The 20952-nt window shown below is 32.5% G+C and carries 17 protein-coding genes; 6 read left to right on the top strand and 11 right to left on the bottom strand.

The genetic code is table 11. The features are described from left to right. Positions 1-81: 81 nt before the first annotated feature. Positions 82-1824, bottom strand: coding sequence for a sigma-54 interaction domain-containing protein (locus tag M3182_RS04585; RefSeq protein ID WP_251557038.1), 1743 nt, complete (start codon positions 1822-1824; stop codon positions 82-84). A gap of 1478 nt (positions 1825-3302) precedes the next feature. Between M3182_RS04585 and M3182_RS26345 the strand changes: the two genes are divergently transcribed. The 3 genes from M3182_RS26345 (at position 3303) to istB (ending at position 5436) form a co-directional block, all read left to right on the top strand. Further along, entirely contained in the window at positions 3303-3896 is a 594-nt protein-coding gene (locus tag M3182_RS26345; RefSeq protein WP_349775415.1) for a hypothetical protein, read from the top strand. Positions 3897-3985: 89 nt separating this feature from the next. After that, positions 3986-4714: a hypothetical protein gene (locus tag M3182_RS26340; RefSeq protein ID WP_349775414.1), complete on the top strand. Its 729-nt coding sequence runs from the start codon at positions 3986-3988 to the stop codon at positions 4712-4714. Continuing rightward, positions 4711-5436 carry an IS21-like element helper ATPase IstB gene (gene istB, locus M3182_RS04575; protein WP_251557031.1) on the top strand — a complete coding sequence of 242 codons (726 nt, stop codon included), beginning with the start codon at positions 4711-4713 and terminating at the stop codon, positions 5434-5436. Before M3182_RS26340 ends, istB begins: the two co-directional genes overlap by 4 nt. A gap of 264 nt (positions 5437-5700) precedes the next feature. Here istB and M3182_RS04570 read toward each other — a convergent pair whose 3' ends face one another. After that, on the bottom strand, positions 5701-6192 hold the full coding sequence (locus M3182_RS04570) for a hypothetical protein (RefSeq protein ID WP_251557024.1): 492 nt from the start codon (positions 6190-6192) through the stop codon (positions 5701-5703). A gap of 278 nt (positions 6193-6470) precedes the next feature. Here M3182_RS04570 and M3182_RS04565 point away from each other — a divergent pair, with 278 nt between their 5' ends. Together M3182_RS04565 and cspD are read left to right on the top strand one after the other, a co-directional pair. Further along, a complete protein-coding gene (locus M3182_RS04565) occupies positions 6471-7061 on the top strand; it encodes a hypothetical protein (RefSeq protein WP_251557022.1) in 591 nt (196 codons plus the stop codon). A gap of 177 nt (positions 7062-7238) precedes the next feature. Further along, the gene (gene cspD, locus M3182_RS04560) at positions 7239-7439 is read left to right on the top strand and encodes a cold-shock protein CspD (protein ID WP_251557020.1); all 201 of its coding nucleotides are present in this window, start codon (positions 7239-7241) and stop codon (positions 7437-7439) included. 111 nt (positions 7440-7550) lie between these two features. On the opposite strand, the gene M3182_RS04555 is transcribed toward cspD, so the two are convergent. The 4 genes from M3182_RS04555 to M3182_RS04540 all read right to left on the bottom strand — a co-directional run bounded on the left by M3182_RS04555 (position 7551) and on the right by M3182_RS04540 (position 14712). Then, positions 7551-9674: an AlwI family type II restriction endonuclease gene (locus M3182_RS04555; RefSeq protein WP_251557012.1), complete on the bottom strand. Its 2124-nt coding sequence runs from the start codon at positions 9672-9674 to the stop codon at positions 7551-7553. Between the two features lie 14 nt (positions 9675-9688). Further along, entirely contained in the window at positions 9689-10663 is a 975-nt protein-coding gene (locus M3182_RS04550; protein ID WP_251557011.1) for a hypothetical protein, read from the bottom strand. A gap of 78 nt (positions 10664-10741) precedes the next feature. Next, positions 10742-12904 carry a Dam family site-specific DNA-(adenine-N6)-methyltransferase gene (locus tag M3182_RS04545; RefSeq protein ID WP_251557009.1) on the bottom strand — a complete coding sequence of 721 codons (2163 nt, stop codon included), beginning with the start codon at positions 12902-12904 and terminating at the stop codon, positions 10742-10744. 599 nt (positions 12905-13503) lie between these two features. After that, the gene (locus tag M3182_RS04540; protein ID WP_251557007.1) at positions 13504-14712 is read right to left on the bottom strand and encodes a DNA sulfur modification protein DndB; all 1209 of its coding nucleotides are present in this window, start codon (positions 14710-14712) and stop codon (positions 13504-13506) included. Positions 14713-14947: 235 nt separating this feature from the next. Between M3182_RS04540 and M3182_RS04535 the strand changes: the two genes are divergently transcribed. Further along, a complete protein-coding gene (locus M3182_RS04535; RefSeq protein WP_251557006.1) occupies positions 14948-16276 on the top strand; it encodes a deoxyguanosinetriphosphate triphosphohydrolase family protein in 1329 nt (442 codons plus the stop codon). Positions 16277-17205: 929 nt separating this feature from the next. Here the strand turns inward: M3182_RS04535 and M3182_RS04530 are convergent. The 5 genes from M3182_RS04530 to M3182_RS04510 form a co-directional block, all read right to left on the bottom strand. Next, on the bottom strand, positions 17206-17436 hold the full coding sequence (locus M3182_RS04530) for a hypothetical protein (RefSeq protein ID WP_251556998.1): 231 nt from the start codon (positions 17434-17436) through the stop codon (positions 17206-17208). 145 nt (positions 17437-17581) lie between these two features. Continuing rightward, entirely contained in the window at positions 17582-18901 is a 1320-nt protein-coding gene (gene dnaB, locus M3182_RS04525; protein ID WP_251556995.1) for a replicative DNA helicase, read from the bottom strand. After that, entirely contained in the window at positions 18837-19166 is a 330-nt protein-coding gene (locus M3182_RS04520; protein WP_251556988.1) for a replicative helicase loader/inhibitor, read from the bottom strand. The genes dnaB and M3182_RS04520 overlap by 65 nt, the downstream gene beginning before the upstream one ends. A gap of 12 nt (positions 19167-19178) precedes the next feature. Beyond that, positions 19179-20297 carry a hypothetical protein gene (locus tag M3182_RS04515; RefSeq protein ID WP_251556986.1) on the bottom strand — a complete coding sequence of 373 codons (1119 nt, stop codon included), beginning with the start codon at positions 20295-20297 and terminating at the stop codon, positions 19179-19181. Between the two features lie 109 nt (positions 20298-20406). After that, positions 20407-20952, bottom strand: a complete 546-nt coding sequence (locus tag M3182_RS04510; RefSeq protein ID WP_251556984.1) for a competence protein ComK — start codon at positions 20950-20952, stop codon at positions 20407-20409.

The raw sequence follows: 20952 nt of genomic DNA, 5'->3' as shown, positions 1-20952 counted from the left end.
AAAAAGCATAACCCTCTACTAATATTTAGAATTTTCAATTAACTATACCTTTAAAAAGCACCCTTGCTTTTTTGCATAGCTTTATGCATTTTTGCATGTAACCTTTCTCGATATTCTGCTAACAGTAGACTGATTAACTTCTAGTGCTTTTGCAATCTCACTCATTGTTCCATATCTTTGAGAGGCTAACCCCATTAACTTACATTCCAAAAGTGCCTTTGCTGTTTTAAGTGGAATTATTTCATGGACTACAATACTATCCTGCATTTTAAGATCCTTTTTATTATTGAAAATGGCTGGTAGATCATTGCTTACAATTACCTCATTTTCTGTTAATACAATTAATCTTTCTATTGTATTCTTTAACTCTCTTATATTGCCCTTCCAAGGGTAGGTTAGAAACATCTGTATTACTTCATTCGAGAATTGCTTATTTCGGTGATAACGGTTATTAAATATATTTTGGAAGTGATTGATTAATGGAATAATATCCTCTTTCCGTTCTCTTAAAGGTGGAATATGGATTGGAATGATATTTAATCGATAATAAAGATCCTCTCTAAATGTACCCTGTTCCACCGCTTCTAGAAGGTCCCTGTTTGTGGCAGCAATAATTCGAATATCCACTTTAATTGGAACGGTTGCCCCCACTCTTGTCAACTCTCGCTCCTGGAGAACACGAAGTAACTTCACTTGAAGATTCAAAGGAAGTTCACCTATTTCATCCAGAAAGAGTGTACCTTGATGGGCAAGTTCAATAAGACCGACTTTTCCTTCTTTTGAGGCTCCTGTAAAAGCACCCCTCTCATATCCAAATAGCTCTGACTCAATAAGGGTTTCAGATATACTACCACAATTAATTTTCACAAATGGTTTTTTCGCTCTCACGCTGCTATGGTGTATAAATCCGGCTATCCCCTCTTTTCCGACACCGGACTCTCCCGTAATAAGTACAGTAGTATCCACTTCTGAAACCTTCTTTGCCTGATTCATTATTTTTTCCATTTGAGGGCTTTGATAAATGATTTCTCCCCTAATATTTGGCGTTATTTCGTCAAGTTGGTTTTTATACCATTCCATAAGGGAGCGGGTTTCATTGAGTTTCTTATGTAACTCTTCTGTTTCCGTTATATCCCTTGACCCATTTACTACTCGGATAATATTTCCATTTTCATCCTTTATAGGTGTTCCTGTTGCCAGAAGTATTCTACCTGTTTTCGTTTTTTGGACAACCGAAACCTTTTCCTTACGCTCAAGAACTAATCTGGTTACGGAAGGGTTAAATACTTTTTCCTTTTCTAACTCATAAATACTTTTCCCGATGATATCCTTTGGCTTGTATCCCCAAAGTTGTTCGCATGCAGAACTAGCCTTTAAAGTAACCCCTTGACCATCTGCTACAAAAATCACATCAAATGTTGTTTCCAATATGGACTTAAGGTCTAATTCGATGTTATGAACTTCATTTTGCAACTGTATATTTTTCTTTCTCTCTTGTAAAAAGAATTCCGCCAATAACGTGGTTGTCTTCGTCCATCCCACAATTCTGTCATTTTTCGTTAAAATCGTAATGTCTGTAAATGTAGCCGTGGAAATCCATTCGGGTATTAAATTCATATCAACAACGGAACCTTTATTTAGCTTATACGGCATAGAATCATTTTGATGAAGCGAGATATAATCGATTTGTTCCATCGATGGCGATCCAATAAAACAAACTTCCGGCAAGGTAGTAGAAGATTTTAATTTTTTTTCAGTAAAATCATTAAAGGCATTTAAATCTGGGAACCATTGAAAATTAGTTTCTAATAACCTATCAAACAATAGAGATTCCCCCTTTTTTAAATGATGTGAATACTTATTGGTATAAATGAAACCAATAGTTAAGTTTATAAAAATTGAATAAAGGACTTTTTCTTTATGATGAACTAATAGATTGAATATTTCAACTATTTGATTTAGTAGATTCCAATGGAAATAGAGACTTCCTTCAATAAACTTATCCCTACTCATCCTCTTTCATATTTTATCAGATACCTTTAATTATCATGACTTGTAGTGAAATTCCATCTATCGCTAGTATGATCTCCACTTACCCCAAAAACCCCCTATAATAACTGTCCCTTGTGTTTTTGAGCGTTCCCTAAATTAATATTGTTGTTTCTCCGGAATAACCCCTCTGACTCCACCTCTAGGATCTTCCATATCCCCATTATATCGGGGACTATTATTACAGCCTTGCTATTGAGTGACACTTTTGATAGATAGCCACCCCTTATTTTTATTGTACTGGTAACGTCACGCAATAGTGCTGAAATTTGATAATAAAAATTTTAGGTAGTGTTGCTGGATTCTACTAAAATAAAAGGCAACCATTTGTATGGCCACCATAAGTACAATATTTTATTAGTTCTGTTAAAACTTAATGTGCCCGAAAAATAAGATTTCCTACACATTAGATAATATTAATCCAACTAATTGTACGTTGTTTTACTTTTTGCAATTTCAAGTTAATGGATAACATTATTACAATTCCATTAACCTGGAAAAATAGGTCTAATTTGAAGGTCTAATGAGAAATCTGATAACTTTTTCTTAATTAATTTTGATGATCAATATGAATATGAGATTCTGGGTGGATTAACTCTGTCCTTTGAATAGTACTAAAATCATAACTAATGTTGGTGACAAAACTACTTAACTCGACTCACTCGAAAAATGTAAATATTACTCAAATAAACTTGAACCACATTCATATAAGTTAGTTCCTAGGCCTTCTAGAAACTCTTCATAAATAACACGAGTTCAGGGTGTTTCATAGTAGGCGTCTCTAATATCAAATAATTTTGTTTCTATCTCTTCATAACCAAACTGAAAAAATAAACCATTATCATTAATCAAGATATTGTAATCTAAGTGTTCTCCAGGTTTTGTGGTGTAGGAAAAGGTTTCATTTATTTACAAACATCCCTTCGTTTCCAAATGAGCCTATTTGTTATTAAAATAATTTCTTGTATACCGTCCAAACTGTTTACAATTAAGTCTGATAGGAATAATTTATTCTCAATATTTCTAATTATTGACTCACTTACCCATTTAGCTTCAGATACTCCGTCTTCAGCTTTATTAATTTTTATATTCCATTAGCCTTGTTTATTGCAAAATAAAAGTGCAGAGCTTTGCAACGGAAAAATGCAGAGTCCTGCACTTAATTAAATGAGTGCATAAAAAAAGACTTGCCAGTCACCCCAAGTCCCACTACATTAATTGTGTCGAGCAATTTGGTAGTGGAGGTAGAAAGGATGCTAGCAATGTCTGATATTAATTGTATCAAACACTTACGTAACAAAAAAGGATTATCAATAACAAAAATTAAGGAAACTTTAGGGATTAATTGGAGGACAGCTAAGAAGTATGCCGACGAAGATCAATTACCTAAATCAAAGATTAAGAAATCTAAAGGTATGATGCATTCTGAAAAATGGGGAGAAATAGTTTCAGATTGGCTTTTTGAAGATAGTAAATTAAAGAAAAAATTACGAAGAACAAAAAAGCAGATATTTAAAGATCTTCAAGATCTTGGATTTAAAGGTTCCTATAGAACAGTTTGTTACTTCATAACAGATTGGGAGAATAGCCATAATGAGGAGCTGGATAAGGGTCATGAACGATTAGAACATCCGCCAAGTGAAGCACAAGTAGATTTTGGGGTTATGGAAGTAGTTAAAGATGGTGAGTTTGTGGATACTCATGCATTAGTAATGTCGTATCCATATAGTAATGCAGGGTTTGCGATACCATTGCCATCCGAAAATCAGGAATGCTTTCTTGAGGGATTGAAACTTTTATTTAAACAATCTGGGGGAGTTCCAAGAAAAATCCGATTGATAATTTAACTCCAGCCGTTAAGAAAGTCAGATCAAAAACTGAAGAGGCGCAGCTAACGGATGCCTTTATCCAATTTCAAAATCATTATGGGTTTGAGGTGCAAGTATGTAATCCACGTAAAGGTAATGAAAAAGGCAGTGTTGAAAATAAAGTTGGTTATATACGATACAACTTCTTTACAACATCACCAGTTATGAATAGTTATGAGGATTTTACAGAAACACTTCGTGTTCAATTGGAGAAAGACCGCCAAAGACTTCACTATGAGAAAGAAGTTTTGATCGAAGATCTTTGGAATGATGAGAAGAACTATTTGCTTGAGTTACCTGAGAAGGACTATCCAGTCTTTAAAGAGATAGAGGCAAAAGTTAATAAATATAATGAAGCAAAGTTAGATAATACATTAATACATATCCCGAAAGCATCGAATTACCCTTTTATATACTTTGTAGTGACTTGGGATAAATATAAAGCTGTATCACCTGATGGAGAAGTTCTCTTTGAAGACTTTAGACCCTACATGAACAAAAAGAGAGCTATTCCATGGTTATCTATTTTCAAGGATTGGATTAGAAAACCAAGAGCAGTTTCTTATTCAAGATATCAAAAATACTTACCTGGCCGCATTAATGACTACTTGATGGTTGAAGATCTAGTGGTTAGGAAAGAAAGATTAGTGGAAATAGTAAACTTACTAGTAACACATGATATAAAAAGAATAAACGAGGAATTTTATGATTTAATTTCTGGAAATAACGAAAATCCCTTCGGGCTAGATTGGGACGAGTATGATTCGTTGGCACCAACTGGGGGTGAGCAATCATGAGCGAGCAAATCCGTTCTATGTGCAAGTCTTTAAGACTCGCTTATGTTTCTGAAATTTATGAGTCGATTCCTTTTGAATCCCCTACCCAATTTTTAGAGGCATTGTTTAAGGAAGAGTTTAGATTACGTGATCAAGCAAAGGTACAGCGCTTAATTAAAAACGCTAAATTCCTAGACTCGAAGAGTTTAAGTAACTATGAATGGACCGAAAGGATTAGATTTCCGACACAGATTGATAAAGATGGCATAATGGGCCTTGATTTTATCAAGCATAAGCAAAACGTAGTTTTGATTGGCGCTCCCGGGACAGGTAAATCTCATTTAGCAACCGGATTAGGAAGAAAAGCATGTGAAATGGGTTATGAAGTTAGATTTTATCGTGTATCCACACTTATCGAGCAATTGGAACAAGCGCTTAAACAAGATAAACTGCCTTCCTTTAGGAAGAAATTTGAAAAGGTAGAATTAATCATTCTTGATGAAATGGGTTATCTACCTTTTAGCAAGGAAGGCTCCGAACTACTATTTCAGCTAATTGCCGACTGGTATGAACAGAAAAGCCTAATAATCACTTCTAACCTTGAATTTAGCCAATGGAATAGGATTTTTATTGATTCTAGACTAACAGCTGCATTAGTGGATCGTTTGATTCATCATGCCCACGTATTAACATTTAATGGTGGAAGTTACAGATTATCGAACGCTTTATCACGAGCAAGATAGGTTAATTCAATTGGGTGGCAAAACTCTGCAAAATTTCTTGCGCAACTATGCACTTTTTACTTGCAAAATACAATTAGCCTCCTAATGTTTAGATATTTAATTGATTTTAAAAGTATTATCGAATGATCTTGTATTTTATTTACGCACTTTATTCCTAATTGGATTATGATAACCTCACGCTAAGTTTAAGCAATCCGAATCGCCCTATTTTAAATAAATTTATCATTAAGCTATGGATTTTATAGAACCTCTATGTCAATCTTATTAAGATAATGCATAATTCAAGAAGTTTTCTAAACCATCATACTTCTTGATGATTCGTTCTTGTAAATCCATTCTGGGTATCAATGTCCCGTTTACTGTTGCATAATTTGAATAATTAAAGGCCTCCCAAAACTTGCCCCTATGTGAATTTATTTCTTTATGAGGTTCCATTATTATAAGATATTTATATATAACATTTCCCCATATATCCTGGGCTAGGTAGGAATTGATATCTGTTTTAATAATTCTCCCATATGAAATAAATTTAGTTCTATAATAAAACAAAACAATATCACCTTCATTTAATTTTTCCCATAAGCACTTACTTCGATTTGTATCTTTCATTCCCCATATAGAAAACTGATTATAATCTTTATTGTCAAATTCTAAAAAGTCCTTAATTTTACTAATATCTATATTATTTAGTACAGTATTATTAAAATTCTTAATGGCCTGCCCACCACCTGCACTAAAGCATACAATCTTATTCATTTTCTCACCTCTAATATATTTTCCCCAGAAAAACTAAAGTTTAATCATTTTGATTTTTTTAATAAATGGTTATGGAGTTGAAAATATTGTTAGCTAAGTGATGTTAAATATTAAACAAACCTATATAAATAATTGGTTTAAAATCAATCTAACGTTATAGGAAACAATTACCATATGCTATTATTAATCAGATTCTACATTCTACCAGTGACTCCATTAATATGTTATTCTAATATTAGGAATATATATAAATATTTTGATTATAGGTGTGGGTCTTAATGGAGGATATAAAAGAACAAATTAAAACTGACCTAGAATATTCACATAATAGACATAGGTCAATACCATCCCTTCCCAATTTGGATAACTCTAAAATAAGATGTATAACTGAAATCCTTATTTGTATTAATCAAAATAAAAATTTATCTATTAAGGAGTTATGTGGAAGACTAATTGAGTTAGTAAACATATCTTATAATACAGCAAGACTTATAATCCCAACACTTGAAAAAGTAGAGCTAGTTATAAAGAGTAATAATAAATTACATTTAACTAACAGGGCAATAAACTATATTAAAACCAAAGACATACGCTTTATTTCAAAGGGTTTTATTATTAATTATTTTGGATTTTTAGAAATGCTTTATTTAGTTAATGACATTAAGCCCCAAAAAATTAATGAGGTTTTTTTCGAATGGGAAAGATGTTATAACAAATTATATGGAAGCAGGTCTCTAAGTACGAATAAGGTGCAGTTTAGTAGAATATACACGCTATTAGTCCAGTTAAATTACCTTTATTATAATAATGGTAATATTCATGTAAATAAAGAAGCTTATCTGCATTTAAGAAGAATAGATAATCTATAAGGCTGTATAAACGGTTATTAGTATTTATATCATCTTAGAAACTATAAAGTGTAGAAATTAAAAATTAATAAGAAAATTTCTATTGAAATAATCATTTTAATTTAGTATATTCAAAATATTATTAATTACAGATATATTATACAATATGTCTTACTATTAAAGGAGGATTTTGTAAATATGCAAAATGGTAAGGTAAAGTGGTTTAATAACGAAAAAGGATTCGGTTTTATTGAAGTCGAAGGAGCAGACGATGTATTTGTTCATTTTACTGCTATCCAATCAGAAGGTTACAAATCCTTAGAAGAAGGCCAAGAAGTTTCTTTTGAAATAGTAGAAGGAAATCGTGGACCTCAAGCTGCTAATGTTGTGAAACTTTAATTCAAATATGGATAAATAAAAAAAAGGGGCACAAAAACCAGGTTTTAAACTGACTTAAGGCTCCTTTTCTTATGTTGTGAAAAGTTAATTTTTGAATAGATCAACCATATCTTAAATAAATTCTATTATCTCATTACGCCATTCCATATTAAATTCCTTTGAAAGCTGGTTAAAAGATTTTTCTATACGTTCATATAGTTCAGTTTCATTTTTTTCATTCTCTAACATTTTAGCTAATTCCTCATTTTTAAGAGGCATTATTGTTACTGTTTTTGCAAACCTATCCATTTCTTTAGATGATTGTAACGGCACAGTTGCAACAGCTCTCCAAATATTAATGGTATTTTTATCAAGTTCGTCCGCAATAAACAAGGTAGTCACCTTTTTAGGAGCAGATTCAATTGTTAAATTAGTCGCATGACGCAATACAGGTTCCCATTCCCCACGCTTTTGTGCATTCTTATTCATTAATGTAACTTCAAGCATAAATATTTGATCACCGTAATCAATTACTATATCTCCTGTCCCTCCACCAGCATGAGTTTCAGGTTCAAAATCTGCACTCATTGATAAATTAAAACTAGAGAATAAATCAAACTTTTTAGAACTCATATGATACCATGCAATGCCAACAATATATTCAAAAATAGTAGGAACATCTGTATTCTCAGCAACCATTTTTTGAATTTTAGAGTCATTACTACGATCTGAGAAAAGTGGCAATATTTCTAGTATTTTCTCTTTTGAATAATTTGTCTCAATATGTTCAATAAATGCTTTACTTGTTTTGTTGAATAATGTCTTACGCACTTCTTCATCACTAGATAAATTCAATTCGTTTTGAATATCAATAATTAGCTGGTTAATACTTTCTTCATTATGCTCAAAGATTTCCTCCAACGTAAGGTGATTTAAAAAAGGCGAATCCATTCTTTTTTCATAATAAGTATATGCTTCAGGAGAGGTATTCCCAAATATTAAACTTTCTAGATCAATACCCGAGAAAAATTTCGTCCATAAATCTCGTTGAGCTAACTCAACAACACCATTTTTAAAACTTATAATACCTGTTACCTTTATTACACGTCTAGTCACATCACCATATTCCTGTATTTGATCATGACGTTTCGATGCTAGAAACTGTAAAAACAATTTTTCATTTAAGTTTTCGTTTGTAAGAATATCTAGATCCTCATTTAACTCTAAAAATTTTTTGACATTTGTTTTGTCACTTTTATCGAAGCTGAAAACATTACGGCCAAAACCAAACGCCTTATTAATCATTGACTTTTTCTGATTATTCGAAAATAACTCGACTATCTTCAAAAGGTTATCTTCTGTTTGTTCCGAATTAAACTTAACTAAACAATGATAAAATTCACGGTAAACTTTAATAGTTTTCTCACTTTTCCCACTAGAAAAGTTGCGAGCAAAAACATCATTAGACATAGGGGTTGGTTCACTAACTATTTCATCAAATGCCTCATTTACTATAAAGGGAACGTACTCTCTCTCTAATTTTTGGACTTGTCCACCTAAAAATTCATTAATAAAATCAGAGGGCTCTTCTTTAGGTAAATACGGATTTAACATTTGTATCATTGTAATAAACAAATCTTCACTAACTCTTGGATATTTTAGTAAAATATATACTGCCATAATCATGGGAGAATAAAACTTTTCCTCTTCTTTTGTGTATACCCTTAGCTTCAATAATTGGCGTAAGAACATCAAATTGGTATCATCAATTGGCAATAGTCTTTCGAATCTACTTCTCCTAAGTTTTTTACCATGTATCCATGCCTTTCCGACGGGGGAAATTTGTCTCTGCTCGTCAGTCAAACCGATTTTAACTAAATTACTAGTGTAATGGCGTGCTCTTCCTTCAATTGCACTATCCAAATCAGCATATAATTGCTTCAACGTTTTATCTTTTTTCAAATAACTGATATCACCTTTATCAAACGCTAATTTTATTCTTGGATCTTCCATTGCTTTGATAAAGTTATCATATTTAGGATGCAGCTTAAAAACTTCTGGTGAATTTTGTATTGCTAATTCATAAAATCTCAATTGAGTTGATTCATTTGGATAGCGTCCCCATGTTCCAGATTCACTTTCTTCATATACTTGCTCTAAGATATTTGTATAAATATTATAAGCATTGATAATGTCTTTTCTACGTCCATTTGTATCAAATAAATTAAAAACCTGTTCCTTATTGTTGACTTTCATTTTTTTCTCCTAAACTATTTGTAATTCTTACCAATATGACTTCTTTTAGGTGAAGGATACGTCGCTTGATTCTGATAATAATTTTCCCAAAAAACAGTATCACGAACCTCTTTTTCAAATCCTGCTAAATAAGCTTTTGCCGCAAGAGGGTCACTATTCATCTTTATTAGCCAAGTAACTAATTGTTTAAAAGTAATCTTATATGAAATGTCATACATTATACCCATTTCTTCATCTAGCTCTATTACTTCAATAACTGATAAATCCTCTTTTTTATCGAGCTTATTATAGTTTACAAGATATAATTCTCCGTTTAACTTTTGACTTGCACTCCACAATGATATATATTTTTGTCTGTTATCTTTCTTTCGAGGGTTCTCCCAATTTGGATTCTCTATTTTTTGCTTCTCTGCAAATTTCTTCTGTTCTTCATTAGATATCCATGCATATCTCATTGGGTGAGCATGAATATTATCAATCGGATTTTTCCCTTTCTCCTTAGTTTCATTGTTTAAAAACTCTATGATTGTTTTATTTTTATCATCAAACAAATCAAAATCAAAACCATAGGTTGCTTCATTATCTAACGCTTTCTTTGTAATTCCCAACCCATTATCATCACTAGAAAAGTTTACATTATGTATGTAATTTAATATCTCATGTACAAATGGATCACCAACATTCTCAGTAGCAGCCCCAAGCTTTTTGGATTTAAATGGAGAATTCATCTTAGCTTCTTTATTTTTTAGAACAAACCATTCCGTATATTCTCCCCAATAAAAAGCTGTACTTTTGCCTTCTTCCCAAACTATAATTTCATGTCCATTATCATCATAATTGACACCTATTGTTCTAGTATTTGGAATTTTGGAAAGAGCATTATATTTCCGTCTTACAAAATCATTATTATCTTTGGAGCGGTTATAGAACTCAAAAAAAAGTAGTTCTTCATTAACATCGAATTGTACCCTATCTACAGTATAAATCATTTCCTCACCCTAATATTTCCATTATTTGATAGGTATAGTATAACAAAACAGCTACCTTACAGGTAGCTGTTTTGTTAATTAGTCAATTTTATAATTTGTTATTAAAACTTCCTGAGTAATATTGTTCTTGGCAGTTGATTGATAATTTGAATTATTGTAATGGTAATCTAATGTATGTGTATCATATTTTTCAGACCAGTTTAATAGTAAAGTATTCTCTTTACCTTTGTGAAGAGAAACATTGGATAGTGCCCAACGTATTCCTTTTTTATTCAATTCATCTAAAAATCCCAACAATTCCAGTTCATCTTTTTCAGTCCACCCTCCATTTTCGTTATAGCTTGCTGTTGAGATTAAGTATGGGGGATCCAGATAAACAAAGTCATTTTCTCCAATTTGAGTAAACTCTCTGAAATCTTTAGAAGAAAATACAAAGTCCTTTTCTTGTAATGCCTTATGAAAGTCATGTAATTTCTTCTCCATATTCACATTAAAATCTCGTTTACCAACTGGTAAATTATATTCTCCTTTACTATTAAATCGGACCTGATTATTGAATGCATATACTATTAATACATAGAAAACTATAGGCTTTAATTTGTCATTATCATAGACTCCTTTATTATAATCATTTCTAAGTTTTAAAAATCCTTCTTTATTATATTTCCCTAATCCGTCGGCCGAGTTAAGGCCATAAAATTCATACCCAAATTTCTTTGTATTTGAAAGCTTATATCTATATATTAGGTCATTAACCTTATATATAACTTCATCGTAAGCTGTTGTTGACAACAATTTATATAATTCTATAATATGAGATTCAGTATCATTTAAATAAATCTTTTCTTTTGGATTTGCATTTATACCAACGTTTGCACCACCAGAAAAAATATCAATGAAATTTTCATAGTCCTTTGGAAATAATGGATGTAGTTGTGGTAACAACTTATGTTTCCCACCAGTATAATTAATAGCCGATTTAATATAATTGTTCTTTAATACTGTTTTTTTTATATTTCCAGTTTTTCTCTTTATAGAATGAATTTTGCACAAATAAAGTAATTCCTTATGATCTTCAATATTAGTTTTACCTGTAGTAAATGTTTGAAATGGAGTTTCGAAAATTGTTACTTCCCCACGTTTTTCTAACGAAGTTATTATTTCTTCATTTGAAATTTTAGCGTTAGATCTACCATCTCCTTTTTTTGCCATATTATTATATGAAACGAGGATATATTTGGCGTCAATATGCTGAATTAAATCATCAAACACAGTTGGAGCTTTCTTTGTACTATAGTCACTTTTAATATGCTGACGATTAACCATTTTCATTGCAATCCCTGTTAGGTCAGGTTTATTCCAGTCAACAATGTTTTCCAATAAGTGATAAGCGTCACCATATTGACGTGAATTATAAGGGGTGTCAATGTAAACTAGATCTGCCTTAATTCTCCTCACCAACTCATTGGCATCATCGCAATAAATTTCATTATCTAAATTATGATATAATTCTGGAACACGCAACTGTATAGGTTTCAAACTATCCATTTTATGACGATATGCGTCATAATGCCCTACTGTATTAGCAACTTTATCCATTGCATAAATCAAAGAAGTTATTAAAAATGCTTTTTCTCGCTCATTTAAATCAGTGTATTCTTCTATACGTTCACGTATCACTCCAATCTTACGCGCATTTTCCATAGAAAAATATTTATCTCCAAAATTAAGAGATACATAATTATCTTCTTTGGATTCTAATGAATTAAGTTCGTTTATATATTTTTTTATTTTACTATAGTCTACTTCATCACTACCAAACCAAGTTAGGTAGGATATAAAATTCGAATGAAGTATATCATTTATGATAATTCTTTTTCCTTTAGATCGAAAAATCTCAGCTACTGACCCGGTACCGCCAAAAATATCAGCAACAGTATAAATGCCAGTAGTGTTATTAACTACAGTATTGTAGATGAAATCTAACATTTTTTGTTTAGAACCTAAATAACGTCTGTTAAATATTTTTAGTTTTTCTGCAGGTATTTCCTGTACAGAAGGATTATATAGGTCTTCTTTTACTTTCATCAAATCCTTAATCTCCAATTCATTCCTATTATCCCATTCAAACCAACCACGCCAGTCTTTACGTGGTGTAGAAATAAGACCCTCATTTATCCAATTATGTAGTGTTTGTCGGGTAACTTTATATTCTTTTTCAATCTCTTTAGTAGATTTCAACTCCAAACACCTCGCAACTATGCATCTTAACCGTTTTACAGGTAAGGTAAGTATAACATAAAAAAAGAAATAGGCAACTTATATACTGTAACTCAAAATAATTATTCTATTATAATCTTAGCTTGTGAAATTAACCATCATTGATTACTGTCCTAAAAATCGTTTAAACCTCAAATATAGCTTCCACTAAAATTCCACAACAACAATAAAACTGCTACAATTTAGTAATACCTATGTAAATAAACATATTCTATTAAGGTCATAATCTAAGTGATTTCAAGAGCACAAAATATCTCCACTTAACTCGTCTTTTCTAAACTGAATTATACCCTATTTTTGTATAGAAATATAATCCACAGCCACATTAGACTATGGTCAGCCATACAAAGCGATATGATAATTGTTCCAACCGAACTACTGTCTTCCAACCATACATGGATAAAACTTTAACATTTAAATTCTTATTTAATCTCTCTCCTCAAAAATAGATGTATAAAGACTACCACATATGTGGTAGTCCTTATCAGATTAAATAGTGTCAATTGCATATTTTTTCCAAATCTAACGTAATCTTAAATCCCGCTCCCCTAGGATATTACTTACTCCTCGTCATTTTTAACCAAATTATTATTTGGAACGAAATATGGCAATAATTTATTAGTGGCTGCTGTAAAAACATTTTGACCCGGAGTAATGTTTCCATCAATATTAACTAGAACTCCTAAAAAGAATTCATTTTTTCTAGACCAATCCCAATTAATTAGGTTATTTAATTTACTAACAACTTCCTCTTGATCCTGATAATACTCGAATACTGCTCCTGCAACCCTACTAATTACAGTTAACCCCGCTCCACTTGTTAATATTGAATTAGCTCTAATTTCAGGTACTTTTGCCTCATTAAGAAGACACTCTTTAATATGAATATTTTCCTTTAACATTCTAAAGAACAATAAAGATCTATATTTTACTAACTCTTTAAATTCTTTATCATTATCCATTTTTTTGCTAACTTTATTTATGGCTGCTGTAGAATTGGCCTTAGTACCTGAAAGTTCCACTACAGCATTCTTTAAGTTATTAATGGTATAAATATTCTTACTATTCTTCGATATACTTGTAGCTAATAATTCTGTTGTCTTATCAAGATAACTAATCTCATCCATTAAGTCAGCAACTACACCAGATAACGGATCCCTTGTATTAAACAAAGTGTTGATACTTGGAGTTGTGTTCTTAGCATTTTTGTTTACATCAACAAAATCTTGCCTTATCTTACGGCTTCTACTTTCATATACTATATTAAGAAGCATACTTGATCCCTCAATGAATTCAGGATTCTCATTAGCCAATTCACTAATTGCTACCGTTCTGTGATTACCGTCCAAACAAAAAAATTCATAATCTAACGGCATATAAACCATCCCAGTAATAGACCCGTATTTTTCCATTAATTGATCAACACTTAATTCTTTATCTATGTCATTTAGTATAACAGGTTGAAAAATAAGTTCTTCAAATGAAACTAACGTGATTGGGGGTAAAGTGAATTCTTGTTCTGTTTTAATATAATCTTTTATTTCATTCTTATGTTTGGGATCTAAGAACCTATTGAGTAGTTTGGATTTGATTATTTCTTGATTCTTCTTTTTGACTGAGGAAGTAGTAATAAATTTACCAAGTGCTTTGTACTGCACAGTAATTGCCAACCAATCCCTACCACCACTTCTATACTTCAATGCCGGCATTTGTATTCCATTTACCATTGCACCCGCTTGAATAGTTCTTATTGGTTTTAAGTTTTCCATTATATCTAGTCCCTTCGCAATTGATATGTGAATATAATACAATACTAACGTAATTACGTCAATATACAAACGTAATTTTATGATATCAAGACATAAATAATAAATAAACAAACGTAAACTCTGAGGAATCTGAATATACAAAATTAAGAGGTTTTATTTATTTCGTGAACTTTCATATTATTGTATAATTATATTCATTGGAATATTATAGAAAGATAAAAAAGGGGAAATATGTATGAAGATCCAGGAATTTAGTACTGAAAAAATACAAAAGTTGCGTGATTTCCGTATTCATGATGTTGATTCTACCAGAAAAAATGAAAAGAGAAATGAGTTTCAAAGGGATTATGGACGATTAATCCACTCTCCCTCTTTTAGAAGATTACATGGTAAATCTCAAGTATTTGGTGCAGGTTCAGGTGATTATTATAGAAACAGGTTAACTCATACTTTAGAAGTAGCACAAATTGCAAGAGTTATTTCTACATTTTTATTAAATCAGACGGAAAATTTACCAAAAAACCCGGGACTAGTTATTGATCCGTTAGTTGTTGAAAGTGCCTCATTGGCTCATGATATAGGACATCCACCTTTTGGTCACAAAGGGGAACATGATTTAAACAAATTATTACAGCAATATGGAGAATTTTATGAGGGAAATGCTCAAAACTTTAGAATTCTTATGTACTTAGAGAATATCTACCCTGATCATTTTGGCTTGAATCTTACAGCTGCTGTTCTACTTGGAATTAATAAATATCCGTATAGATTGAAGGATAATGGCAAGAAGGGGTTGTATGATTCAGAATGGGAACAAATATCAGCTCTTAGGGAAGAATGGAATATTCCGAATAAATGTCGTACGCTCGAAGCTCAAATTATGGATTTAGCAGATGATATTGCCTATTCTACACATGATATTGAAGATGGGATAAAGGCTGGTAAAATTAGAAGGGATTCAATCTTTTATAATCATATTATAGATGAATTAATAATGGAAATATGTGATAGCAAAGACATAGAATTATGGGATGGTTTAGATAAAGATGAAATGAAAGAAGATATAATAAGTCTTTTAACCGAATATTTAAATGTATGGGAAGACAAAGTTAATTGTTCAAACGAAGTAATTGGAAGACAAGAATTGAAAGCTCATTACGTAAATGAATTTGCAAATAGCGTAGGAATAATAAAGGTAAATGTGGACGGAAACGACTGGTATAAAGTTACGTTTACAAAAGATGGTAAAGAAGATATCTCACTAATGAGATTAATGATAGTTCTAAAGAGACTTGTATGGGTTACATTAGTAAAGGATATACGTGTGCAAAGGTTGCAAATGCGCGGTGAAATTATAATAAAAGGTTTATGGGAAGTCTTTAAAGATCAAGAAAGCGGTAAAAAAATATTACCCAAAGGCTGGTTGGAACGCTACGATGAAGATGAAACATGGAATTGGGAAAGATTTATTGTAGATTATATTTCCGGAATGACAGATAATTACGCAGATAAAATTTACAGTGAGCTTTATGGAAGTAGAGTTGGAAATATATATGGTGAATAGCGTGAAATCGGTCAAATTTAGAATTATAAATTAGAGTGAAGTAAACCTTAGATTTTACAGGTAAACTCCCTCATATTGGTCAAATTAGAATAGAGTTCAGTTATAAACTGAACTCTTTCCTCATAGAAGGTGTTACAATTACAAATATTTTTATTGAGTAATGACATTGATATTATAGTAATATTTAGAAGATATACACCTTATTTATACATGTCAATTTAAAAAGCTAATTTTTGTGAAAAAGAAATACATTATAAAAACCGTTGAATCTATTAATTTAATCTTAAATTAATAATAAGGTATGTTTATTTGGCTCTACCAAAAATTACAATTAAACATTTTGAGAAATTAATTTAAGTAATTATAATTGTTTCTACTTAATCTTAAATATTTATTTCAATTAGTTTTCTCAGCTTCCCTTTTTTAATTCTAGTATTTTTAGAGCACCTGAAATTGAGTAAGAAATAGATTTAGGATTAGGGTTCTCTTTGGAGTTATTCTTAATTTGCCTTAATTCAATATTAATATATGAACTTATTTGGAAATACAATAATAACAGCTTTCCCTTACCTTTCAACGTGAAAAATTAAACAATTATAACTCAGGCAATGGGCAATTAGGTAGATCCTCTCCTTTAATACTGAATTTTATATACTATACAAGTATGTTCTTTTCAAATTAACCATACTACCTACCACTATCCACATAATTTAAACGTTTTATTATAATATTTCATTGTTTCACCCTCTTCAGGTTGTTATGAGCAGAATATTAGTATATAACGCCTAATACTCTGTTGATTATATATTTTATATTGGATATCAGTGATCACCCTATTTAATAAGGATATAATCTATTTATTATGGCAGTTACCATATTTAAGTCAGATTAATTACTATCATATAATATAAAGTTACTTTAAATTAAATTTATATTTTTTCAGTTTTATAAGCTATTCGTAATTGATATTGCGCCATTGCTTTCGCAGCCTCTGGACTACTTCCATAGCAATTCCACACTGCAACCTTCCCATTTGATGCTGTAGCATTAAACGTTCCACCTAAATCAAAGACACGATATTTAACTTTCCCCCGTCTGAAATACCAGAACCAATCCCAAAATATGACAATCCATTCCTTTATCATATGTAAAAATATCATAGTAACTCCTCACTTTCACAATAATAATTTCTACATAGAAGACCCGTTTCTTTTATATATTTGTGTCTATATTGTTAATCTTAGATATTGTTCAAATCGTGATTGTCCTATAGCAATTTTTTATTTTGTTGACTAAATTAATTTTCTATATCCCTACAAACCTCCCAACCTCCTTCTCAAACAAAAACTTAACCACCCCAACCGGTCCATTTCGCTGTTTCACAATGTCCACTTCTAGGAGATTGTTCCCTTCATTTTCTTTATTGTAGTACTCGTCCCTATAAAGCATCATAACAACATCTGCATCCTGTTCGATATTCCCAGAGTCCCTTAGGTCAGACAAACGGGGGCGCTTGTCCATTCTCTGTTCAACGCCTCTGGATAATTGGGATAGTAAAATAATCGGAACTTCGTATTGCCTTGCGATTTGCTTTAGCCCCGATGTAATACTACCGACCGCCAAATCATGGCGATCATGTTTTCCGGTTATTGTAATTAATTGAAGATAATCAATGACGACCAAGTAATCTTCATTTGGATATTCTCTTTTTGTCTTTTGAATCTGTGCACGAAGATCCGATAAGGTTTGCCTCGATTGATCCTGAATTTGAAGGTTCCATTTGTAGAAGATTTCCAATGCTTGATTGGCGTTTCCTTGATCTTGCTCGTTAAAGTATCGATATGGGTTTTTCCATTTTGCGCCATCAATTCTCGTTATGCTACTAAGCATTCGAAGAGCAAGCTGCTTTTTAGGCATTTCAAGTGAGAAGATGTCCACTACCCCACCTTTTTCGCATACCTTACTCGCTAAGCTTAACGCAAATGCGGTTTTCCCCATAGATGGCCGAGCCGCGAGAATAATTAAATCCCCTTTATTCCAGCCACTTGTCATTTTATTAAGAGAGAGATACCCTGTATCGATGCCTTGAAATTCTCCTTTATCCTCGTACAAGTCATCGTAAATTTCCATGATTAAATCTTGTTTTTTTTCTTTTTGAATAAGTCCTAACTCCTGTATTTGGATATAGGTTTGATAAAACCTTTCCGCTTCTTCCATGCTTGCATTGTTTAAAAAGACAGCTGCTCCCTTTTTCAATTCTCGAATTTTATAATTCTCCATCACGATCCGCTGATGTTCCTCAATATTGGCGGTTGTAGGGCAACTAACAGCAAGATTCGTAATATAACTAACGCCCCCAACATTTTCAATTTCACTACCGAGCTTGTCCAAAATCGTAATCGGATCAATCGGCCGTGACTCCTGGCGTAGCTCTACCATCGCTCCAAAAATCAACCGATTTCGAATCATGGAAAAATGATCCGGTTCAAGAATGAGTTCAAAAATAATTTTTGGCTCTAATAAAATGGCTCCAAGAATCATATTCTCCGCATAAAGGGTTTCATCTTGCGGCCCGTTCTGATAGCCAGGAAGGTACTGGTTTTCTTCTACCAAGTTGTTGATCACGTTCAATTCGCTCCTTCCCTTCTTGTTCCCAACGTTTTGCTTGGTGTAGAAAAAGACTTTCTGATCTAGTAAATACTGCAATTTCAGCGATTGATGGAGGATATGGATTTTTCTCAATGTGAGTCATCAGCTTCTCCATAACGTGATGAAAATCCATATCCAAACAGGCTCTACGCCACATCAATGCTGTTTCATCGCCTATTTTATTGTGAGGATAGGCGGCTTCAATTTTACGTAATAAGATTAGGAATTCATGCTTTTCCATTGGTGCTTCTCCTTAATCCAATAAGCCTAAGCGATCAAGACGTGCCAATCGTTCAGATAGTGTCTCCTGTTTAGGAACCCTTCCTCTGCCTTGCTGCTTGTCCATCAACGTGCGAATCGCCGCTTCATAGTAACTCATACTGCTAATCGTTTTTTGTGGTGAAGCTGGTCCGTATTCCCGAAAGATTTGGTCCATCCAGGAAAGCAGCTGATCGGTTGAGACAGGAAACTCCACAACATTTTCAAGCGCCTGCTGATCCTTAGGAGTGAGAAGATTTCCTCGCTTTCGTAGTTCGAGAAACTTCTCCCTTACTTTGTCTAACCTGATATCTGTGTCCGCCTTAGCTTCTTTGGGTAAAGTGTAGGTAGGGAAATTATTAACCGTGGGCTCATCATCAATCCTCACCTGGCCGTGGTGATCCTCTAGAGCATTAGCTGTGTTATTTTGATGATGATCTACCCCTTTGTTATATTTTCTTTGTTCCTGTTTACTTTGTTTTTGTTTACTTTGTTTATCTTTTCTTAGTTCTTTTTTCTTTAATAGTTGCTGATTTTCGTCTGTTGATTCTCTGCTGAGCATATCCAACTGGTCCTTCTCAACAATTGATTTTGAACACACCAAATCCAATTGTTGGTCTTTATTTGGGCATTCTTTTGTATTGTGATCAAACTGTGCCAACCTAGCAGATTTACTAGAATCTAATTGTTGGCAATCCACTGTTGAGGATTCAATAAAATTGCCCTCATTAACAGAAGATTCAATATTTAAATGAGCGAATGGGGCACTTATTTTAAAGATTTTATAGCCCTTTTCAACAATTCCACTTATCATCTCACTTACTTCGGCATCGGTAAAAGGAATATCCGAAACATAGTATTCAGAAAGATTCTGGCTTCCATTTCGGTACATTATCTCCACCCAGTAGCCTCTCTCCTCTAATTCTGCGATTCCATTCGATACGGGTCCTCTGCCATACATTTTATAAAGCTGTGTTTTACTAATCACCCAATCAGATGGCATGGACATCAATTGTGCTAGAACGGCTACTGGCCGGAAATTCTTAAACTCCTGTAATGCTTTGTTATTAAGGATTGTAAATTCTGTTACTTTTGTTCGTTTGACAATTCCCATTATGATTTGCTCCTTTTAATGAAGTAACTAGTTTTAGATGGGTCAGAACAATCAGTGATTCTACTACCGACTGTTCTGTTTATTTATATTTAAGGTCCTAACAGTCTTTTTATTTGCTTCCCAACTTAGCCATGACCGAATCTTTGCTTAAGCGGTACTCTTTTCTCGGTTTAAAGTATAAAGCTACTGTACTTTTTGAACGATCTTGTAAAATCCTTCGCAAATCCCCTGCGTTTTGTTTTTTATGATTAAAAGAATAGAGTCTTACTTTTATTTTCAGAAAATGGCCATTGCTTAATTCGACAACGGTATACCCTTCTTCCGTACGAGCTTGTATCACGTGTTTATAGCTGAACCAAATACAATCCGCATGCATGGGAGATTTATGTGGAAACAAGCATATGTCCTGTTCACTTGAAACCATAATTGGGCACATTTGAATCTTCCCAAGAATCGACTGTGCCCCTTCAATGGCGCCTTTCAAGTTATGTCCGTAATAATGCATCGTATCACTAATCAATTTTAATGGGGACTGCTTTACGAGGAGGCAATGATTTCCCTCGATCACTTTTGTAAACAAGTTTCCAAAGTTGTCATATTCCCCAGTCAGCATAATGGTCTTTTGATTGATAATATAATGGTCCACTGTATTCAC

It is taken from the genome of Mesobacillus maritimus (assembly GCF_023715205.1).
Taxonomy (GTDB): Bacteria; Bacillota; Bacilli; order Bacillales; family Cytobacillaceae; genus Mesobacillus_B; species Mesobacillus_B maritimus_C.
Note: the sequence above shows the minus strand (reverse complement) of the source record. Positions and strands in the feature narration are given on the sequence as shown.

What these genes read in the sequence shown, in the direction of transcription:
- M3182_RS04570 (WP_251557024.1), bottom strand. Translation starts at nt 6,192, where the DNA reads ATGAATAAGATTGTATGCTTTAGTGCAGGTGGTGGGCAGGCCATTAAG.
- M3182_RS26345 (WP_349775415.1), top strand. Translation starts at nt 3,303, where the DNA reads ATGCTAGCAATGTCTGATATTAATTGTATCAAACACTTACGTAACAAA.
- M3182_RS04540 (WP_251557007.1), bottom strand. Translation starts at nt 14,712, where the DNA reads ATGGAAAACTTAAAACCAATAAGAACTATTCAAGCGGGTGCAATGGTA.
- M3182_RS04520 (WP_251556988.1), bottom strand. Translation starts at nt 19,166, where the DNA reads ATGGAAAAGCATGAATTCCTAATCTTATTACGTAAAATTGAAGCCGCC.
- M3182_RS04565 (WP_251557022.1), top strand. Translation starts at nt 6,471, where the DNA reads ATGGAGGATATAAAAGAACAAATTAAAACTGACCTAGAATATTCACAT.
- istB (WP_251557031.1), top strand. Translation starts at nt 4,711, where the DNA reads ATGAGCGAGCAAATCCGTTCTATGTGCAAGTCTTTAAGACTCGCTTAT.
- M3182_RS04515 (WP_251556986.1), bottom strand. Translation starts at nt 20,297, where the DNA reads ATGGGAATTGTCAAACGAACAAAAGTAACAGAATTTACAATCCTTAAT.
- cspD (WP_251557020.1), top strand. Translation starts at nt 7,239, where the DNA reads ATGCAAAATGGTAAGGTAAAGTGGTTTAATAACGAAAAAGGATTCGGT.
- M3182_RS04530 (WP_251556998.1), bottom strand. Translation starts at nt 17,436, where the DNA reads ATGATATTTTTACATATGATAAAGGAATGGATTGTCATATTTTGGGAT.
- M3182_RS04555 (WP_251557012.1), bottom strand. Translation starts at nt 9,674, where the DNA reads ATGAAAGTCAACAATAAGGAACAGGTTTTTAATTTATTTGATACAAAT.
- M3182_RS04535 (WP_251557006.1), top strand. Translation starts at nt 14,948, where the DNA reads ATGAAGATCCAGGAATTTAGTACTGAAAAAATACAAAAGTTGCGTGAT.
- M3182_RS04550 (WP_251557011.1), bottom strand. Translation starts at nt 10,663, where the DNA reads ATGATTTATACTGTAGATAGGGTACAATTCGATGTTAATGAAGAACTA.